Here is an 18,419-nt window from a genome sequence, read left to right as displayed (position 1 = left end):
GCGGCCTGGATGGAATCAACACGGAGACGCGGATGGATTTCAGCTACCTGAGCACGCTGCCCGATGCCGTGCGCCATTTCGCCGGACTGCGGCCCGACGCGGTGGCATATGCGTTCGAGGGCCGCCAGACTACCTACGCCGACTTCGAGCGCAATACCGACCGGGTCGCGCAGGCGCTGCTGGCCGAGGGTATCCACGCCGGCGACCGCATTGCCTATATCGGCAAGAACAGCGACCACTACTTCGAACTGCTGCTCGGCGCGGCCAAGGCTGGCGTCGTCACCACTCCGGCCAGCTGGCGCCTGGCGCCGCCGGAGATCGAGTTCATCGTCGGCCATTGCGACGCGGTGGTGCTGTTCGTCGGGCCGGAATCGGCGGCGATGGCAAAGTCGCTGCTGCCGGCGCTGCCGATGGTGCGCACGGTGGTGCTGATGGAGCCGTGCGCCGACGGCGGCGATGCCCCTTGCTACACCGACTGGCGCGACGCGCAGCCGGCCACGCCGCCGGCACACCGGCCGGCGCCGCACGACGTGGTGCTGCAGCTGTACACCTCTGGCACCACCGGGCGGCCCAAGGGCGCGATGCTGACGCACCGCAACCTGACCATCGGCACCGAGGTCAGCGAGCGCGAAGGCATTGCCTGGTCGCACTGGACGGCCGACGATATCTCGCTGGTGGCGATGCCCGTCGCGCATATCGGCGGCTCGGGCTGGGGACTGCGCAATCTGCTGTCTGGCGCCAAGGGCGTGGTCGCGCGCGAATTCGACCCGCGCGCGGTGCTGGATTTCATCGAGCACGAGCGCGTCAGCAAGCTGTTCATGGTGCCGGCGGCCATGCAGATCGTGCTGCGCGATCCGCGCGCGCGCCAGGTGGATTACTCGCGGCTGAAGTACCTGCTGTATGGCGCCGCGCCGATTCCGGCGGCGCTGCTGCGCGAGGGCATCGAGGTGTTCGGCTGCGGCTTCGTGCAGCAGTACGGCATGACCGAGACCACCGGCACCATCGTCGCGCTGCCGCCCGAGGACCACACCACCGAAGAGGTGCCGCGCATGCGTGCCGCGGGCAAGCCGCTGCCAGGCGTGGAAATCAAGGTGGTCGACTATGAGGGGCGCGGGCTGGGTCCCGATGAAGTCGGCGAGATCGTGGTGCGCTCGCAGCACAACATGGCCGGCTACTGGAAGCAGCCCGAGGAGACCGCGCGCACCATCGACGCCGATGGCTGGCTGCGCACCGGCGACGCGGGCTACATGGATGCGCAGGGTTACCTGTACATCCACGACCGCGTCAAGGACATGATCATCAGCGGCGGCGAGAACGTCTATCCGGCCGAGGTCGAAAGCGCGATCTACGGCCACCCGCAGGTGGCTGACGTGGCGGTGATCGGCGTGCCGGACGAGAAGTGGGGCGAAGCGGTGAAAGCCATCGTCGTGCTGAAGCCGGGACAATCGCCCGATCGCGACGGCATCATCGCGTGGACGCGCCAGCGGCTGGCCGGCTTCAAGGTGCCGAAGAGCATCGAGTTCGTCGACGCGCTGCCGCGCAATCCGTCCGGCAAGCTGCTGCGGCGCAAGCTGCGCGAGCCGTTCTGGGAGGGGATGAACCGGCAGGTGAACTGAGCCTGGCTCCCTGTCCCGCGAGCGGGGCGGGGAGCATCTACTTCTTCTTGATCACGCTGACCTTGCCATCCGCCTCCAGGTACAGCGCCTTGATCTCCTCGAGCTTTTCTACCCCCTGCTCGCGATATTTGGCTTCCAGCTCGTCGTCGGTGATCGATTCGCGCCGCATGTTTTCTTGCAGCCTGGTGCCGTCGCGCACGAGCAGGATTTTCTTCGCTTCGGCAAAGCGCTGGAACGTGGGGAAGTGGTAGGCCAACAGGTCGATCAACCGGTTCCACGCAATCAGCGTGACGACCAGCAGCATGGCGTCGGCAACGCCTTCACCCTTGCCGGCCATGCCGTTCTGCGCCGCGTCGGCAACGATCACGACCAGAAGCAGGTCGGCAATGCCCATCGAGCCGATGTCGCGCCGCACGACGAAACGGAACAGCAGGAACAGCGCCCAGTACATCACCGTGCCGCGAACGACGATCTCGAGTGGCGAGACGGTGAAGAAGAGCGCTTCGCGCCAGTCGAACGAGAAGTCCATGCCCGAAACACAGCAACTTCCGGACCACTTTGCAGCGATGGCGCTTGTGCACGCCACGCCGCCGCGCTGACGGTAATTCTTGCAGCGGCTGCGTACGGATTGCCGTCGCGCAGCCGGGCGGGCTCCTGCTTCCGCAGGAAGCCGCCGGTGCGAGGATCAGTCGGCCTGGATGCCGAACTCCTTCACGATCTTCGTATAGCGCGTGGTATCCGCGGCGATCAGCTTCGACAGCGCGGCCGGCTCGCCGCCCGCCGGCGTGACCGCGATGGTGGCCATGCGCGACACCACGTCGGGCATCTTCAGGATGTCGTTGACGTGCGTATTGAGCGTTCGCACCACGTCGGCGGGCATGTTCTTCGGACCCAGCAGCGCCTGCCAGGCGCCGATCTCGACATCCTTGTAGCCCAGCTCCGCCAGCGTCGGCACGTTGGGCGCGAACGGCGAGCGCTTCAGGTCCGCCACCGCCAGCGGCACCAGGCTGCCGTTGCCCACGTACTGCGCCACCGCGCCGTAGGTGACGTAGGTCACCGGCACCTGCCCGCCGATCACGTCGACAATGGCGGGCGCCAGGCCGCGATACGGCACCTGGCTGATCTTGATGCCGGCGGACTTGTTGAACAGTTCGCCCATGATGTGCATCGGCGAGCCGTTGCCCGGCGTGGCATAGGTTTCCACCTTGCCCGACTTGGCGCGTGCCACCAGGTCGCTGACCTTGGTGATGCCGGTGCCCTTGTTGACCACCACGAACAGGGACTGCGTGCCGATCTGCGAGATCGGCGTGAAGTCATGCTGCACGTCGTAGCTGGCGCCGGTGCCGGCCTTCAGCACCAGCGGAGCGATGGCGACCGTGTTGGGCGCCAGCAGCAGCGTGTAGCCGTCGGGGTTGGCGCGCGCGACATAGGCGCTGCCGATCGTGCCGGCGGCGCCGGTGCGGTTTTCCACCACCACCGACTGCTTCAGCCGCGGTGCCAGCTTTTCCGCGAACATGCGGGCCAGTACGTCGACATCGCCGCCGGCCGGATACGCAACGACGATGGTGATGGGTTTGTTCGGGTACGCGCCCTGGGCCAGGGCGGCGCCGGTGCAAAGCACGGTGGTGGCGGCGGCCAGCGTGGCCAGGACTTTGCGGCGTGCAGACTTCATGATGTTCAGACCTCGGTAAGACTTGGCGCCCGGCGGGGGCCGGGGGCCAACATGGCTGGTGAAGCGGCTGGTGAAGCCCGGCGCGCGGCGCCGGGGCATGGTGGCCAACTCGGCCGACTCAGAAGATGTGCTTGATGCCCAGCATCGAGCCCCACTGGTTCGCGCCGGGGCGGGGGTTGGAGCCGGGCGAACCACCGCTCACCGACATGGCGAGCTGGCCGTCGTTATTGATATAGCCCGCGGTGGCGTAGACCGAGGTGCGCTTGCTGAAACTGTATGTCGCACGCAGCGCGTAGAGCATGGCCTCGTTGTCGCTGCCGTGGTAGTTCAGGAAGTAGACCTGGCCGGCCAGGTTGACCGCCGGAGTGATGTCGTAGGAGACGCCGGCGTAGTACAGGTCGCTGATCGGCGTCGGGCTGCCTTCGTTGTCGCGGCGGATCCAGCCGGCGCCAAGCTTGGTGTTCTTCAGCAGCATGTAGCCGCCCAGCGACAGGCGGTCGTCGGTCAGGTTGCTGTTGGTCAGGCCGCCGAAGGCGCCGGGGCCGCCGCGCTGCGAATCGTAGGCTGCGATCAGGCCCCAGGTCTTGCTGTCATAGCCGATCATGGCCGACCACTCGCGGCAGGCCTTCTTGTCGGCCGGGTTCTCGCCGGCGCAGTTGGTGCCGGCCGGGCTGGGGCCGGCGTTGACCGCGTCGCGGCCGAAGCTGTAGGTGGCACCGACCACGAAGCCGTTGAAGTTGGCCTTGTATGCGACCGCGTTGTCGGCGCGCGTGTTGGGCAGGTAGTTGTCGAGCGAGCCCGAGCCGTACACGTTCGGCCCGAGGATATCGCTGTCGAGGATGGCCCAGAACAGCATCGTGTACTGGCGGCCGAACGACAGCTGGCCATACTGGTTGCTCAGGCCGACCAGCGCCTGGCGCCCGAACAGGCGGCCGCCCTGGTTGGCGTTGCCCGTGTCCGGCGAAAAGCCCGATTCCAGCACGAACAGGCCCTTCAGCCCGCCGCCGAGGTCTTCCGTGCCGCGGATGCCCCAGCGCGACGGCACCGTGGCGGTGTTGTTGGGCATGCGCACCAGGCTGTCGCCGTTGGCGCCGACATTGCTCACGTACTCGACACCGCTATCGATGACGCCGTACAGCGTCACCGACGACTGGGCCGAGGCCAGCAGGGGGGAAGCCGCGAGCAGCGCCGCGGCGGTTCGTGCAAGTTTCATCTACCAGTTTCCTTCCGTTTTTCCGTCTTGTAATCGTCTTTGTGGTCCGGGCCGCTGCGATGGCGCCCGGGTTTCAGGGCAGGCTTGTTATTGGCAGGGTGTTCTCCTCTTGTGGATCCCGCAGGCTGTCAAAAGCCGCAGTGTCTAGCAAAAATGCTGCCATAGCCGCTTTTGTGTTTTATATATGGAACATCAAACAACATAAGAAACGTTGAGCAAAATATAGCCGCGAGTTTCCAAAACCTGCGAGGAGGGTTATCCCCTAGTGCGGCAGGGCGGCGACGCGCCGGACAGCCGCCGGCTGCACCCGAGCAGGGCCCGGCGTGAGCGCGGGGGTGCATCGGCACGGCGCGGCGCGCGCTGCCGGAGGACTTGCCGTCTACGCGTTTTGCCGCACCGGCAAAGGCGCCGCGCCCGATGCCATGGGCAGGGACTGGCAAGCCGTTGCATGCACCAGCTCGGCGCGATTACGTTTCGGGTCGGATGTGCCTATCGTTTACCCTCATCCCGTTTCCCAATACGCACGCCTATGCTGCAGAAGTTTTATTTACAAACCTGAGTTTCATATATGGAACAAAATAACCCCCCCCTTCGTACGCAGCCGGACCGGCAGCTACTGGAGGCCCTGAACAGCGGGTTTGCGGAACGCGTGGTGACGGTCGACGGCGGCGCGCAGGTGGCCTACCGCAGCGGCGGGACCGGCGGGCCGGCCGTCGTGCTGCTGCATGGCATCAGCTCCGGCGCGGCCTCGTGGCTGCCGTGCGCCAGCCTGCTGTCGGCGCAGGCGCGCGTGATCGCCTGGGACGCGCCGGGCTACGGCAATTCGACGCCGCTGGCGCCGGAGCGCCCGCTGGCATCGGACTACGCGGAGCGGCTCGACGGCTTGCTGCAGGGGCTGGGAATTGCGCCGGCGCTGATCGTCGGCCATTCGCTGGGCGCGCTGATGGCCGCGGCCTATGTCGCCAACGCGAGGAACCTGCCGGCGCGGCTGCTGCTGCTGAGCGTGGCCCAGGGCTACGGTGGGGCGGGCAAGGAGGCGCAGGCCCGGCAGGTGGCACAGCAGCGGCTGGCGGCACTGGACACACTCGGCGTGGAAGGGCTGGCGCAACGCGGACCGGCGCGGCTGCTGAGCGAACTGGCCGATGCCGGCGCGCAGGCATGGGTGCAGTGGAACATGCAGCGGCTCAACCCGGACGGCTACCGCCAGGCCGTGGCGATGCTGTGCGGCGACGATATCGACCGTTACCTGTCGCGCCGGCCGGCGTCACTGCCCACGCGCATCGCCTGCGGCAGCCACGACGTGGTGACCACGCCGCTGGCCTGCGGCACGCTGGCCGAACGCTTTGACCTGCCGATTGCGCTGATCCCCGATGCCGGCCATGCCTGCTATATCGAGCAGGCCGCCGCTACGGCGCGCCTGATCCGCTCGGCGCTGCCCTAACTGCCCCAAGGCAACGCCTTACCCTTTCCGGCGCCGCCAACTGCGCGGCACCACTCAGCTGGCGCGCCTGTCATGCGCCGACTGCGCCGCCTGGCCCCGGCTTCGCGGGTTTACCCCAGTCAATTTTTACGGTTGTGTTGTCTATAGTCGTACCTGTGTTCAATATCTAAACCAGTGTTTCATTAGTAAAACACGACGGGCGCAAAAGCAGGTCGCGCCCGGGCGGCGTCGGAACACGGTCCCCCAAGCTGCAAGACATGGAGCAAAGCGCAATGGAAAGCCTCTCGTACAACCCGAACCTGGTGCCCTGGGAGCGTCCGGCGCCGAACAACGTCGCAGGCAAGGGCCATATCGAACAACCCGGCAAGGTTGCCAACATTGTCTGGCAGACCCGCGCCACCGCGCCGAGCGCCTACGAGAACGCGCTGGGCGACGCGCTTGAGGCCGCCTTCGAAGGCGGCGCGCAGAACCCGCAGGACATCGTGCGCGCGTTCAACGCCGCCGGCTTCCTGGGCGTCGACGGCCAGCCATGGACCGAAGAGCGCTTCCTCTCCGAAATGCGCCGCCTGGGCGCCTGAACCGCGTCCGCATCGCGACCATAGCGAGAACAACATGGAATCGAACAAGCAAGCCCGCGCCGAAGCCCGACTGAATACCGGCCTGCGCAACTACTGGTACCCGGTCGCCGCCTCGTGGGCGGTGAGCCATGCCCCGATCGGCATCACCCGCCTGAGCCAGAACATCGTGCTGTGGCGCGACGGCGCCGGCCAGGTCCACGCGCTGGAAGACCGCTGCCCGCATCGCGGCGCGCGCCTGTCGATGGGCTGGAACCTGGGCGACCGCGTCGCCTGCTGGTACCACGGCGTGGAAGTCGGCGGCGACGGCCAGGTCAAGAGCGTGCCGGCGGTGGAAAGCTGCCCGCTGGAAGGCCGCACCTGCGTGCGCAGCTACCCGGTGCAGGAAAAGGCCGGCGCGATCTTCCTGTGGTTCGGCGACCAGGCCCCGCAGGGCGAAGGCAGCCCCGACGAGCTGCGCCTGCCGGAAGAACTGGTCAGCGAAGAACACAGCAACTTCCTGTGCGTGGCGCACTGGGACTGCAATTACCGCTACGCCATCGACAACGTGATGGACCCGATGCACGGCGCCTACCTGCACGCGGTGTCGCACTCGATGGCATCCGGCGAGAAGTCCGCCGTGATGCAGATCCGCGAGACCGAGCACGGCCTGGTGTTCGAGAAGACCGGCCAGCGCGGCGTCAACTTCGACTGGGTGGAGTTCGGCGAGACCGGCACGCTGTGGCTGCGCCTGGCGATCCCGTACCGCGCCAAGGTCGGCCCCGGCGGCCCGTTCGGCATCGTCGGCATGGCCACGCCGGTGGATGAAGACCACTGCATGGTGTTCTTCTGGCGCACCCGCCACGTGCAGGGCTGGGAGCGCGACGTGTGGCGCTTCCTTTATCGCAACCGCCTGGAGCAGCTGCACTGGGACGTGCTGGAGCAGGACCGCGTGGTGCTGGAAATGATGGCCCCCAACGCACGCGACCACGAGATGCTGTACCAGCACGACGCCGGCATCACGCGCGTGCGCCGTCTGCTGAAGCGCCGCGCCGACCAGGAAATCGCCGACGAGCCGGTGGCGATGCTCAAGCCCACGCAAGCCGCCGGAGCCGCCAGCCATGCCTGAGGCCATCACCAACAACGCTCTGCTGGCCGGCCGCAAGGTGCTGGTCACCGGCGCCGCACGCGGCCTCGGGCTGGCCTTCGCGAAGTCGCTGGCGGAAGCCGGCGCCAGCGTGGCCATGGCCGACATCCTGGCCGAACGCCTGCAGCAGGAAGCCGACGCGCTGCGCGCCCGCGGCCTGAAGGTGGTGCCGGTCCTGCTGGACCTGTCGGACCCCGCCTCGGTGCAGGCTTGCGCCGATGCCGCGGTGAAGGCACTGGGCGGCCTCGACGGGCTGGTCAACAACGCCGCCGTGACCGACTCGGGCGGCCGCGATGCCAGCGCCATCGACATCGCCACCTGGGACCGCGTGATGAATGTCAACGTGCGCGGCACCTGGCTGATGACCGCTGCCTGCCTGCCGGCGCTGCGCGCCAGCGGCCGTGGCGCGGTGGTCAACCTGGCCTCGGACACGCCGCTGTGGGGCGCGCCCAACCTGCTCGCCTATGTGGCCAGCAAGAGCGCCATCATCGGCATGACCCGTTCGCTGGCGCGCGAGCTGGGCCGCGACCAGATCACTGTCAACGCGGTGGCCCCGGGCCTGACGCTGGTGGAAGCCACCGAGTACGTGCCCCAGCACCGGCACGACCTGTACCGCGAGCAACGCGCGATCTCGCGCGAGCAGCTGCCCGACGATGTCTGCGGCGCGGTGCTGTTCGCACTGTCCGACCTTGCCCGTTTCGTGACCGGCCAGACGCTGGCGGTCAACGGCGGCTTTGTCATGCATTGATCCGAAATCCACTGAAGAAAACCGAAGGAATCCAAATGAGCGATCTTTCCCAACAGCAAAACATCAAGCGTTCCTGGGACCAGCCGGACGGCGCCTCGTTCGACCAGTGGATGGAAAGCCGCGTGGCGCGCTTCTCCACGCGCAAGTACGACTGGGACGCGCTGAAGTTCCAGGCCGACTACGACCCCAAGTACCGCCGCGCGCAGATGCGCTACCTGGGCACCGGCGGCACCGGCGTGGCCGCGGACACCAACACCGTGCCGTCGGAGCACTTCACCTTCTCCACCATGATCATCCCGGCCGGCCATGAAGGCCCGTCGCATATCCACACCGACGTGGAAGAGGTGTTCTTCGTCCTGCGCGGCAAGATCAAGCTGATCCTGGAAAAGGATGGCGAGCGCTTCGAGACCGTCCTGACCGACCGCGACCTGGTCTCGGTGCCGCCGGGCGTGTATCGGGAGGAAATCAATATCGGCGAGGAAGACGCGCTGATGTGCGTGATGCTCGGCGCCAAGAAGCCGGTCACGCCGACCTACCCGCCCGAGCACCCGCTCGCGAAGATCAAGCGCTGATGCGCCATCGGCCTGTCCGCACGCACTGACCATGAGCACCAACGCCATCCCGACGACGCCAGCCGCCAACGAAACCCCGGACAAGTACATCGTCCCGGGCCTGGAGCGCGGGCTGCGCCTGCTCGGCGAGTTCAGCAGCAAGGACCGCACCATGTCGGCCGCCGAACTGGCGCGCCGCCTGAAGGTGCCGCGCTCCACCGTGTTCCGCCTGCTGGCCACGCTGGAAATGCTGGGTTTTGTCGAGCGCGCCGATGGCGGCCGCGATTTCCGGCTGGGCATGGCGGTGCTGCGGCTGGGGTTCGAGTACCTGGCGTCGCTGGAGCTGACCGAACTGGGCCGCCCGCTGCTGGAGCGGCTGCGCGACGAGATCGGCTATCCGACCAACCTGGTGGTGCGCGACGGGCGTTCGATCGTCTACGTGGCCAAGGCGGTGTCGCCGCGGCCCTTCGCCAGCTCGGTCAACGTCGGCACGCGGCTGCCCGCGCATGCCACGGTGCTGGGCCGGGTGCTGCTGGAAGACCTGCCGCTGGCGGAACTGCACGCGCTGTATCCGGAGGCGCAGCTGGAAGTGTTCTCCGACAGCACGCCGCGCACGGTCGATGCGCTCTTTGCCATCGTCCAGCGCGACCGCGAGCGTGGCTACGTGCTGCAGGAAGGCTTTTTCGAATCGAGCATCTCGACCATTGCCGCGCCGGTGCGCGACCGCACCGGCAAGGTGGTGGCGGCGCTGGGCGCCACCATCCCCGCTGCGCATATCGATCCGGAACAGCTGGACGCGATGGTGGAGAAGGTGAGGAGCACAGCGGGCGAGCTGTCGCGCCTGCTTGACTACCGGCTGTCGCTGCACAGCGCCGGCAAGGTCGTGAATCTGTATCGGGAGTGAGGACAATGTCCATGATTGAACTCGGCGGCAAGGTTGCCGTCGTTACCGGCGGGTCCTCCGGCATCGGGCTGGCGACCGTCGAACTGCTGCTCGAAGCGGGCGCCGCCGTCGCCATGTGCGGCCGCGACGAAGCCCGCCTGCGCAGCGCCGAAGCGCAGTTGCGCGAGAAATTCCCCGGGTGCCGGCTCCATGCCGCCACCTGCGACGTGCTCAAGCCGGAACAGGTCGCCGCCTTCGCGGCCGACGTGCAGCAGAAGCTCGGCAATGTCGACATGCTGGTCAACAACGCCGGCCAGGGCCGCGTGTCCACCTTCGCCAATACCGAAGACGCGGCCTGGATGGACGAACTGCAGCTCAAGTTCTTCTCGGTGATCCACCCGACGCGCGCCTTCCTGCCGCAGCTGGAGAAGTCGGGCCAGGGCGCGATCGTCTGCGTCAACTCGCTGCTGGCGCAACAGCCCGAGCCGCACATGGTGGCCACCTCCGCCGCGCGCGCCGGCGTGCTGAACCTGGTGCGCTCGATGGCCACCGAATTCGCGCCCAAGGGTGTCCGCGTCAACGGCATCCTGATCGGGCTGGTCGAATCGGGCCAGTGGCGCCGCCGCTTCGAGGCGCGTCCTGAAGCAGACCGCCACCTGGACTGGGCCGCGTGGACCGCGCGCCTGGCCCAGCAGAAACATATTCCCCTTGGCCGCCTGGGCCTGCCCGTCGAGGCAGCCCGCGCCATCCTGTTCCTTGCCTCGCCGTTGTCTTCGTACACCACGGGCAGCCATATCGATATCTCCGGAGGACACTCCCGTCATGCCTAATCAACACCAGTACGAACAACAGCAGGTCACCGTCGGCTGCGCCATCACGGCGTTTCTCGAGCAGTGCGGGGTCAAGGCCGCGTTCGGCGTGATCTCGATCCACAACATGCCGATCCTCGACGCCATGGGCGAGCGCGGCCACATCCGCTTCGTGCCGGCACGCGGCGAAGCGGGCGGCACCAACATGGCCGACGCCTACGCCCGCACCACCGGCGGCCTGGGCGTGTGCCTGACCAGCACCGGCACCGCCGCGGGCAATGCCGCCGGCGCCATGGTCGAAGCGCTGACCGCCGGCACGCCGATGCTGCATATCACCGGCCAGATCGAGACGCCGTATCTGGACCAGAGCCTGGCCTACATCCACGAAGCGCCGGACCAGCTCACCATGCTGAAGGCCGTGTCGAAGGCCGCCTTCCGCATCCGCAGCGCCGACACCGCGATCAGCACCATCAAGCTGGCGGTGCAGACCGCGCTGACGGCGCCGACCGGCCCGGTCAGCGTGGAGATCCCCATCGACATACAGGCCGCGCTGATCGACCTGCCGGCCGACCTGCAGCCGCTGCCGGTGCCTAAGCATGTGCCGTCGGCGCACGCGCTGGACGCGCTGGCCGAGCGCCTGGTGAATGCCAAACGCCCGCTGCTGTGGCTGGGCGGCGGTGCCCGCCACGCCAGCAAGCAGGTGCAGCGCCTGCTGGACCTGGGCTTCGGCGTGGTCACCAGCACGCAAGGCCGCGGCATCGTGGCGGAAGACGATCCGCGCTCGCTGGGCGCCTACAACCTGCACAAGCCGGTCGAGGCCTTTTACCAGACCTGCGACGCGATGCTGGTGGTGGGCTCGCGCCTGCGCGGCAATGAAACGCTGAAGTACGAACTGAAGCTGCCGCGCCCGCTGCTGCGCATCGACGCCGATCCCGCCGCCGAAGGCCGCTGCTACCAGAGCGATTACTTTGTCAGCGGCGATGCCGCGCTGGCGCTGGACGCGCTCGCGGATCGGCTCGAAAAGCGCATGAAGGTCGATCCGGCCTTCGCCGCCGACCTGCGCCGCGCGCATGACGTCGCCGTCAACGGCCTGGTCGATGGCCTGGGCCCGTACTCGGCACTGGTGCAGGCGCTGCAAGGCGCAGTCGGCCGCAACTTCAACTGGGTGCGCGACGTGACCGTGTCGAACAGCACCTGGGGCAATCGCGAACTGCGCATCTTCGACTCGCGCGCCGGCGTGCATGCGCTGGGCGGCGGCATTGGCCAGGGCCTGGCCATGGGCATCGGCGCCGCGATCGGCGCGGCGGCCACCGCGTCGGGCAAGAAGACCTTCACGCTGGCCGGCGACGGCGGCTTCATCCTGAACCTGGGTGAGCTGGCGACTGCCGTGCAGGAACGTGCCGACATGGTCATCGTGCTGATGAACGACAAGGGCTACGGCGTGATCAAGAACATCCAGGACGCGCAGTACGGCGGCCGCCGCCACTACGTCGACCTGCATACGCCCGACTACGCCGCGCTGGCCAGGTCGCTGTCGCTGCGCCATGCGCGCGTCAGCAGCCTGGCCGAAGTCGGCGCCGCGCTGGAGCAGGCCACGGTGGAGCCCGGCCCGTTCCTGCTGGAAATCGACATGCTGTCGATCGGCAGCTTCAAGACCGTGTTTGCCGGCCCGCCGGTGAACAAGGAAACCCCGGCTTCGGAACAGGCCACCGTCAGCGCCTGAGGAGAGCAGAAAAATGCTGCATGTGTCCATGATTGGGTGCGGTGCGATCGGCCGGGGCGTGCTTGAGCTGCTCAAGAGCGATCCCGACGTCGCCTTCGACGTGGTGATCGTGCCCGAGAGCGCGATGGACGAGGCCCGCGGCGCGCTGTCCGCGCTGGCGCCCAGCGCCCGCGTGGCCACGCACCTTGACGACCAGCGCCCCGACCTGCTGGTCGAGTGCGCCGGCCACCATGCGCTGGAAGAGCACATCGTGCCGGCGCTGGAGCGCGGCATCCCGTGCATGGTGGTGTCGGTGGGCGCGCTGTCCGAGCCCGGCATGGCCGAGCGGCTGGAAGCGGCGGCACGCCGTGGCGGCACGCAGGTGCAGCTGCTGTCCGGTGCCATCGGCGCCATCGACGCGCTGGCCGCGGCGCGCGTCGGCGGGCTGGATGAAGTGATCTACACCGGCCGCAAGCCGGCGCGCGCCTGGGCTGGCACCCCGGCCGAGAAGCTGTTCGACCTGGATGCGCTGACCGAGGCGACGGTGATCTTCGAAGGCACGGCGCGCGACGCCGCGCGCCTGTACCCGAAGAACGCCAACGTCGCCGCCACGGTGTCGCTGGCCGGCCTCGGGCTGGATCGCACTGCGGTGAAGCTGCTGGCCGATCCGCATGCGGTGGAGAACGTGCATCACGTGGAAGCGCGCGGGGCGTTTGGCGGGTTCGAGCTGACGATGCGGGGCAAGCCGCTGGCGGCGAATCCGAAGACGTCGGCGCTGACGGTGTTCAGCGTGGTGCGGGCGCTGGGCAACCGCGCGCATGCGGTATCGATCTAGTTCCGGCAGCCACGCCCCACAGACTTAGCAGGCAACGACATGAACCCACAAGAAGTCCTCCCCATCTGCATCGCCGGCGAATGGCGCCTCGGCACGGGCGACCGCTACGGCACGCGCTATCCAGCGACCGGCGAGGTCGTCGCAGAACTGAATGCCGCCAGCCCGGCTGACGTGGAAGAAGCCGTGCAGGGCGCGCACCATGCCTTCCTTACCAGCGGCTGGGCCCAGCGCAAGCCGCACGAGCGTGCCGCTGTGCTGTACCGCGTGGCCGAACTGATCCGCGCACAAGCCGAGCCGCTGGCACAACGGCAGCGCCTGGACAACGGCAAGCCCATCAGCGAAACGCGCGCCCTGGTCGCCAGCGCGGCCGGCACCTTCCAGTTCTTTGCCGCCGCCTGCGAAACGCTGGAAGAAACCATCACGCCGCAGCGCGGCGACTGCCTGACCATGAGCGTCTACGAGCCGATGGGCGTGGTCGCGGCGATCACGCCGTGGAACTCGCCGATCGCCAGCGAGGCGCAGAAGATGGCCCCCGCGCTCGCCGCCGGCAATGCCGTGGTGGTCAAGCCGGCCGAAGTCACGCCGCTGATGGCACTGGAACTGGCGCGCATTTGCGAAGAAGCCGGCGTGCCCAAGGGCCTGATCAGCGTGCTGCCGGGCAAGGGCTCGGTGATCGGTGATGCCATCACCAAGCATCCGCTGGTGCGGCGCGTGTCGTTCACCGGCGGCACTACCACCGGCAAGCACATCGCGCATATCGCCGCCGACAAGATGATGCCGGTGTCGCTGGAGCTGGGCGGCAAGTCGCCGACCATGGTGTTCGACGACGCGGACCTCGACCACGCGGTCAACGGCGTGCTGTACGGCATTTTCAGCTCGTCGGGCGAGTCGTGCATCGCCGGCTCGCGCCTGTTCGTCGCGCGTTCGCAGTATGAGCCGTTCATCGACCGCCTGGCGGCCGCCGCTTCGCACCTGCGCGTTGGCGACCCCGCCGATGAACGTACCCAGATGGGCCCCCTGATCACCGACCGCCACCGCGACAGCATCGAATCGTACGTCGCGACCGGCGTGCACGAAGGCGGCCAGCTGCGCACCGGCGGCGTGCGTCCCGACGTGGCCGGCCTGCCCAACGGCTACTTCTACACGCCCACCATCATCGAAGGCCTGGATAACAACGCCCGCATCTGCCAGGAAGAGATTTTCGGGCCGGTGCTGGTGGCGATCCCGTTCGACGACGAGGACGACCTGATCGGACAGGCCAACGACAGCGTCTACGCGCTGGCCGCCGGCATCTGGACACGCGACTACAAGCGCGCCTGGCGCGTGGCCCGTGCGGTGCAGGCGGGCAATGTGTGGATCAACACCTACAAGCAGTTCTCGATCTCGACGCCGTTCGGCGGCTGGCGCGACAGCGGCCTGGGCCGCGAGAAGGGACGGCTGGGCATCCTGCAGTACATGGAGCAGAAAAGCGTGTACTGGGGCCTGAACGAACAACCGCTGCCGTGGGCCAGCCACTGAGCCCGGCAGGCAGGAGAGAAGCAATGATCAAGGTATTGGGAATCGACGAGATCGTCTACGGCGCGGATGACTTTGACGCCTGCCGTGGCTTTTTCTCGGACTGGGGCCTGGCCATCAAGCGCGATGACGCGCAGGGCCTGGACTTCGAAACGCTGAACGGCTGCCGCGTGCTGGTGCGCCGCATCGACGATGCTTCGCTGCCGCCCGCGATCGAGGCCGGCCCGACGCTGCGCGAAGTGGTGTGGGGCGTCGAGTCGCAGGCATCGCTCGACCATCTGGCTGACGCGATCGCCGATGCGCCGGGCTTCGTGAAGCAAGGCGAAGGCGCCACGCTGCGCATCGGCTGCACCGACCCGAACGGCCTGGCGGTGCGCTTCCAGGTCACGCGCAAGCATGACGTGCAGGTCGAATGCGCGCTGATGAATACGTGGAACGACAAGCCGCGCCTGAACCAGCGCAGCCCGATCTACGACCACGCCACGCCGATCGAAGTCGGCCACGTGGTGTTCTTCGTGAAGGACGTCAAGGCCACCGAGCAGTTCTATGTGGAGAAGTTCGGCTTCGTGCCGTCGGACCGCTACCCGGACCGCGGCGCGTTCCTGCGCTGCACCGCGGATGGCGGCCACCACGACCTGTTCCTGCTACAGCTGCCGGAACCGAAGAGCGGCCTGAACCACGTCGCCTTCACCGTGCGCGACATCCATGAAGTCTTCGGCGGCGGCATGCATGTCTCGCGCAAGGGCTGGGACACGCAGCTCGGCCCGGGCCGGCATCCGATTTCCTCGGCCTACTTCTGGTACTTCAAGAACCCGGCCGGCGGCCTGATCGAATACTACGCCGATGAAGACCAGCTCGACGAGCACTGGGAGCCGCGCGCCTTCGAGCCGGGCCCGACCATGTTCGCCGAATGGGCGATCGAGGGCGGCATCGACGGCAACACCCGCCGCCAGAAGAACGCGGGCGGCCCGGCAGGCAAGTTCCTGACCGAGAAGCGGTAAGAGAGAGAAGCGCGACAGAAGGAAGCAGCAATGAGTGCCCACCAGTCCCTGACCCTGCGCGTCCAGGCCATGCGTTTTGAAGCGCGCGGCGTGGTCAGCATCGAACTCCAAGATCCCGAAGGCAAGACCCTGCCCGAGTACAGCCCGGGCGCCCATATCGACCTGCACCTGGGCAATGGCCTGGTGCGCAGCTACTCGCTGTGCGGCGCGCCGGAAGCGCGCAACCGCTACACCGTGGGCGTGCTGCTGGACCGCGGCAGCCGCGGCGGCTCGCGCTACGTGCACGAGCAGCTGCGCGTGGGTGCCACGCTGACGGTGGGTGCGCCGCGCAACAACTTCGAGCTGGACGAGAGCGCCGCGCATACCGTGCTGGTGGCCGGCGGCATCGGCGTCACGCCGATCGTCTGCATGGCGCGCCGGCTGGCGGAGCTGGGCAAGTCGTTCACGCTGATCTACTGCGCCCGTTCGCGCGCCGAGGCGGCATTCGTCGAACCGCTGTCGGCCTATGGCGATGCGGTGCGCTTCCACTTCGACGACGAAGCGGGCGCGCCGCCGGACCTGAAGGCGATGCTGGGCGGACAGGACGCGCAGACGCATTTCTATTGCTGCGGCCCGGGCCCGATGCTGAATGCGTTCGAGGCCGCATGCGAGGCGCATGCCTACCCCAATGTCCATATCGAGCGCTTTGCCGCCGACCCGTCGACCGAGGCGGTGCAGGAGGGCGAATACGTGGTGCAGCTGTCGCGCACCGGCTCGCTGGTCAAGGTGCCGTCGGGCAAGTCGCTGCTCGATGCGCTGCTCGATTCCGGCGTGGAGGTCGAGTACAGCTGCCGCGAAGGCGTGTGCGGCTCGTGCGAAACCGCCGTGCTGGAAGGCTGCCCGGACCACCGCGACAGCGTGCTGAGCAACAGCGAGCGCGCCAGCAACAAGACCATGATGGTGTGCGTGTCCGGGTGCAAGGGCAGCAAGCTGGTGCTGGACTTGTAATTCGCGATTGCTCGTTCCGAGAGTGTTTTCTCCCCTCTCCCGCGCGCGGGAGAGGGGCGGGGGAGAGGGCCAGCGCTGGCCGCAGCCAGCGCGTTGCCAGGTCCCGATTTCCTCATCCAAGGCCGCCGGGCAAGCCGGGCGTATGCCGCCTGCAGCGCCTGCCCTCTCCCCAAACCCCTCTCCCGCAAGCGGGAGAGGGGAGCAACCCCCGAAGAATCAAACCGAGAAGTACCGTGTTCACACAGAGACAAGACGCAGCGTCCCCCGGCGCACCGGTGGCCGCCACCGCAGGTATCGTGACCACGGCCGACAGCGCCGGCCAAAGCGCTGCGGCTGCCCGCAGCGGCCCGGTCACGCGCGGCAACATCGTCGCCCGCATTGAACGCATGCCGGGCAACGCCATGCATATCCGCGCCCGGCTGCTGATCGGCCTGGCCACCTTCTTCGACGGCTTCGATGTCATCGCCATTGCCGCCACGCTGCCGCTGCTGATCGCGCAATGGTCGCTGACGCCGGCGCAGATCGGGGTCCTGATCGCCGCGCCGTCGGTCGGCCAGCTGGTCGGCGCGCTGCTGTTCCCGGGGCTGGCCGAGCGCTTCGGCCGGCTGCGCTCGATCGGCTGGAGCGCGGGCATCATCGGCCTGATGAGCATTGCCTGCGGCTTCGCGCCGTCGTTCGAGATCTTCCTGCTGCTGCGCATCGTGCAGGGCCTGGGCCTGGGCGGCGAGCTGCCGGTGGCCGCCACCTATATCAATGAAGTCACACGCGCGCATGGCCGCGGCCGCTTCGTGCTGCTGTACGAGGTGGTGTTCCCGATCGGCCTGATGGTGTCCAACGGCGTCGGCGCCTGGCTGGTGCCGCACTACGGCTGGGAGGTGATGTACTTCATCGGCGGCGTGCCGCTGGTGCTGTTCTTCATCCTGAAGCGCGTGATCCCGGAATCGCCGCGCTGGCTGGCCGAGAAGGGCCGCCTGGAAGAAGCCGACGCGGCGCTGCGTGCGTTCGAGGCACGCGCCAGGGGACCGCTGCCGCCGCCGCAGAATGCCAGCGCCTATGACCGCATGACCCAGCATCCGCGCCGGCGCGTGCGCGACCTGGTCAGCAAGGCCTACCTGGGCCGCACGATCGCGGTGTGGATGCTGTGGGCAACCTGCGGCTTTATCCAGTACGGCCTGTCGACCTGGCTGCCCACGGTCTACAAGACCGTCTACCACGCGCCGCTGCAGCTGGCGCTGAACCTGGCCGCGGGCGCCTCGGTGCTGGGCGTGGTCGGCTCGCTGGTGTGCGCGATGATCGTCGACAAGGTCGGCCGCAAGCCGGTGATCAACGTGTCGTTCCTGCTGTGCGCGCTGTCGCTGGTGCTGGCCGGCGTGTTCCACGCCGCGTCGGTGTATGTGGTGGCGACCTTCTGCGCGCTGGCGATGGGCTTTTTGGCCAGCGGCTTTATCACCGCCTATGTCTATACGCCCGAGCTGTACCCGACCAGCGTGCGCGCGATGGGCTGCGGCCTGGGCGGCGCCTGGCTGAAACTGGCCGCGATCTTCGCGCCGACGCTGATCGCCGGCACCATCGGCAACGGCACCCTCAACGTGGCGTTCTTCGCGCTGGCCGTGGTGCCCGCGCTGGCAGCCGTCACCGTTCACTTCTTCGGCATCGAGACCAAGGGGCAGGTGCTGGAGGAACTGGAGGTCTGAACGGGCGCGTGCTTGTCCCGTTTATCTTTGAAGGCCGCGCCGGGATCCGGG

17 protein-coding genes are annotated in these 18,419 nt (G+C 67.8%); 14 read left to right on the top strand and 3 right to left on the bottom strand.

Annotated elements, in window-relative coordinates; translation table 11 throughout:
• Nucleotides 1–32: 32 nt before the first annotated feature.
• Nucleotides 33–1,616 (top strand): fatty acid--CoA ligase, encoded by a 1,584-nt coding sequence (locus ACAD63_RS30320; protein ID WP_135703649.1) that lies wholly within the window; start codon nucleotides 33–35, stop codon nucleotides 1,614–1,616.
• A gap of 37 nt (nucleotides 1,617–1,653) precedes the next feature.
• Here ACAD63_RS30320 and ACAD63_RS30315 read toward each other — a convergent pair whose 3' ends face one another.
• The 3 genes from ACAD63_RS30315 to ACAD63_RS30305 form a co-directional block, all read right to left on the bottom strand.
• On the bottom strand, nucleotides 1,654–2,145 hold the full coding sequence (locus ACAD63_RS30315; RefSeq protein WP_133094897.1) for a DUF421 domain-containing protein: 492 nt from the start codon (nucleotides 2,143–2,145) through the stop codon (nucleotides 1,654–1,656).
• Nucleotides 2,146–2,301: 156 nt separating this feature from the next.
• Nucleotides 2,302–3,288, bottom strand: coding sequence for a Bug family tripartite tricarboxylate transporter substrate binding protein (locus tag ACAD63_RS30310; RefSeq protein WP_133094898.1), 987 nt, complete (start codon nucleotides 3,286–3,288; stop codon nucleotides 2,302–2,304).
• Between the two features lie 118 nt (nucleotides 3,289–3,406).
• Complete coding sequence (locus ACAD63_RS30305; protein WP_135703650.1) at nucleotides 3,407–4,501, bottom strand: porin; 1,095 nt, start codon at nucleotides 4,499–4,501, stop codon at nucleotides 3,407–3,409.
• Nucleotides 4,502–5,069: 568 nt separating this feature from the next.
• On the opposite strand from ACAD63_RS30305, the gene ACAD63_RS30300 reads away from it, so the two are divergent.
• The 13 genes from ACAD63_RS30300 to ACAD63_RS30240 all read left to right on the top strand — a co-directional run bounded on the left by ACAD63_RS30300 (nucleotide 5,070) and on the right by ACAD63_RS30240 (nucleotide 18,368).
• Nucleotides 5,070–5,942, top strand: coding sequence for an alpha/beta fold hydrolase (locus tag ACAD63_RS30300; protein ID WP_195427914.1), 873 nt, complete (start codon nucleotides 5,070–5,072; stop codon nucleotides 5,940–5,942).
• 272 nt (nucleotides 5,943–6,214) lie between these two features.
• Entirely contained in the window at nucleotides 6,215–6,520 is a 306-nt protein-coding gene (locus tag ACAD63_RS30295) for a recombinase-like helix-turn-helix domain-containing protein (protein WP_371704171.1), read from the top strand.
• Nucleotides 6,521–6,554: 34 nt separating this feature from the next.
• Nucleotides 6,555–7,625, top strand: coding sequence for an aromatic ring-hydroxylating oxygenase subunit alpha (locus ACAD63_RS30290; protein ID WP_133094902.1), 1,071 nt, complete (start codon nucleotides 6,555–6,557; stop codon nucleotides 7,623–7,625).
• Nucleotides 7,618–8,391, top strand: coding sequence for an SDR family oxidoreductase (locus tag ACAD63_RS30285; protein WP_195427913.1), 774 nt, complete (start codon nucleotides 7,618–7,620; stop codon nucleotides 8,389–8,391). Before ACAD63_RS30290 ends, ACAD63_RS30285 begins: the two co-directional genes overlap by 8 nt.
• A gap of 35 nt (nucleotides 8,392–8,426) precedes the next feature.
• Nucleotides 8,427–8,963 carry a cupin domain-containing protein gene (locus ACAD63_RS30280; RefSeq protein WP_133094904.1) on the top strand — a complete coding sequence of 179 codons (537 nt, stop codon included), beginning with the start codon at nucleotides 8,427–8,429 and terminating at the stop codon, nucleotides 8,961–8,963.
• Between the two features lie 31 nt (nucleotides 8,964–8,994).
• Nucleotides 8,995–9,846: an IclR family transcriptional regulator gene (locus ACAD63_RS30275; RefSeq protein WP_133094905.1), complete on the top strand. Its 852-nt coding sequence runs from the start codon at nucleotides 8,995–8,997 to the stop codon at nucleotides 9,844–9,846.
• A 5-nt stretch (nucleotides 9,847–9,851) separates the two neighbouring features.
• On the top strand, nucleotides 9,852–10,655 hold the full coding sequence (locus ACAD63_RS30270; protein WP_135703653.1) for an SDR family oxidoreductase: 804 nt from the start codon (nucleotides 9,852–9,854) through the stop codon (nucleotides 10,653–10,655).
• Nucleotides 10,648–12,357 carry a thiamine pyrophosphate-binding protein gene (locus tag ACAD63_RS30265; protein WP_195427912.1) on the top strand — a complete coding sequence of 570 codons (1,710 nt, stop codon included), beginning with the start codon at nucleotides 10,648–10,650 and terminating at the stop codon, nucleotides 12,355–12,357. Before ACAD63_RS30270 ends, ACAD63_RS30265 begins: the two co-directional genes overlap by 8 nt.
• A gap of 13 nt (nucleotides 12,358–12,370) precedes the next feature.
• Complete coding sequence (locus ACAD63_RS30260; RefSeq protein WP_135703655.1) at nucleotides 12,371–13,171, top strand: aspartate dehydrogenase; 801 nt, start codon at nucleotides 12,371–12,373, stop codon at nucleotides 13,169–13,171.
• Nucleotides 13,172–13,210: 39 nt separating this feature from the next.
• On the top strand, nucleotides 13,211–14,689 hold the full coding sequence (locus ACAD63_RS30255) for an aldehyde dehydrogenase (protein ID WP_135703656.1): 1,479 nt from the start codon (nucleotides 13,211–13,213) through the stop codon (nucleotides 14,687–14,689).
• 23 nt (nucleotides 14,690–14,712) lie between these two features.
• Nucleotides 14,713–15,687 (top strand): VOC family protein, encoded by a 975-nt coding sequence (locus ACAD63_RS30250; RefSeq protein WP_135703657.1) that lies wholly within the window; start codon nucleotides 14,713–14,715, stop codon nucleotides 15,685–15,687.
• 30 nt (nucleotides 15,688–15,717) lie between these two features.
• On the top strand, nucleotides 15,718–16,674 hold the full coding sequence (locus tag ACAD63_RS30245; protein ID WP_133094911.1) for a PDR/VanB family oxidoreductase: 957 nt from the start codon (nucleotides 15,718–15,720) through the stop codon (nucleotides 16,672–16,674).
• Between the two features lie 275 nt (nucleotides 16,675–16,949).
• On the top strand, nucleotides 16,950–18,368 hold the full coding sequence (locus ACAD63_RS30240) for an MFS transporter (RefSeq protein ID WP_135704011.1): 1,419 nt from the start codon (nucleotides 16,950–16,952) through the stop codon (nucleotides 18,366–18,368).
• Nucleotides 18,369–18,419 lie beyond the last annotated feature (51 nt).

It is taken from the genome of Cupriavidus sp. a3, from assembly GCF_051015765.1.
GTDB lineage: Bacteria > Pseudomonadota > Gammaproteobacteria > Burkholderiales > Burkholderiaceae > Cupriavidus > Cupriavidus oxalaticus_A.
This window is presented reverse-complemented; position numbering and strand designations above follow the sequence as displayed.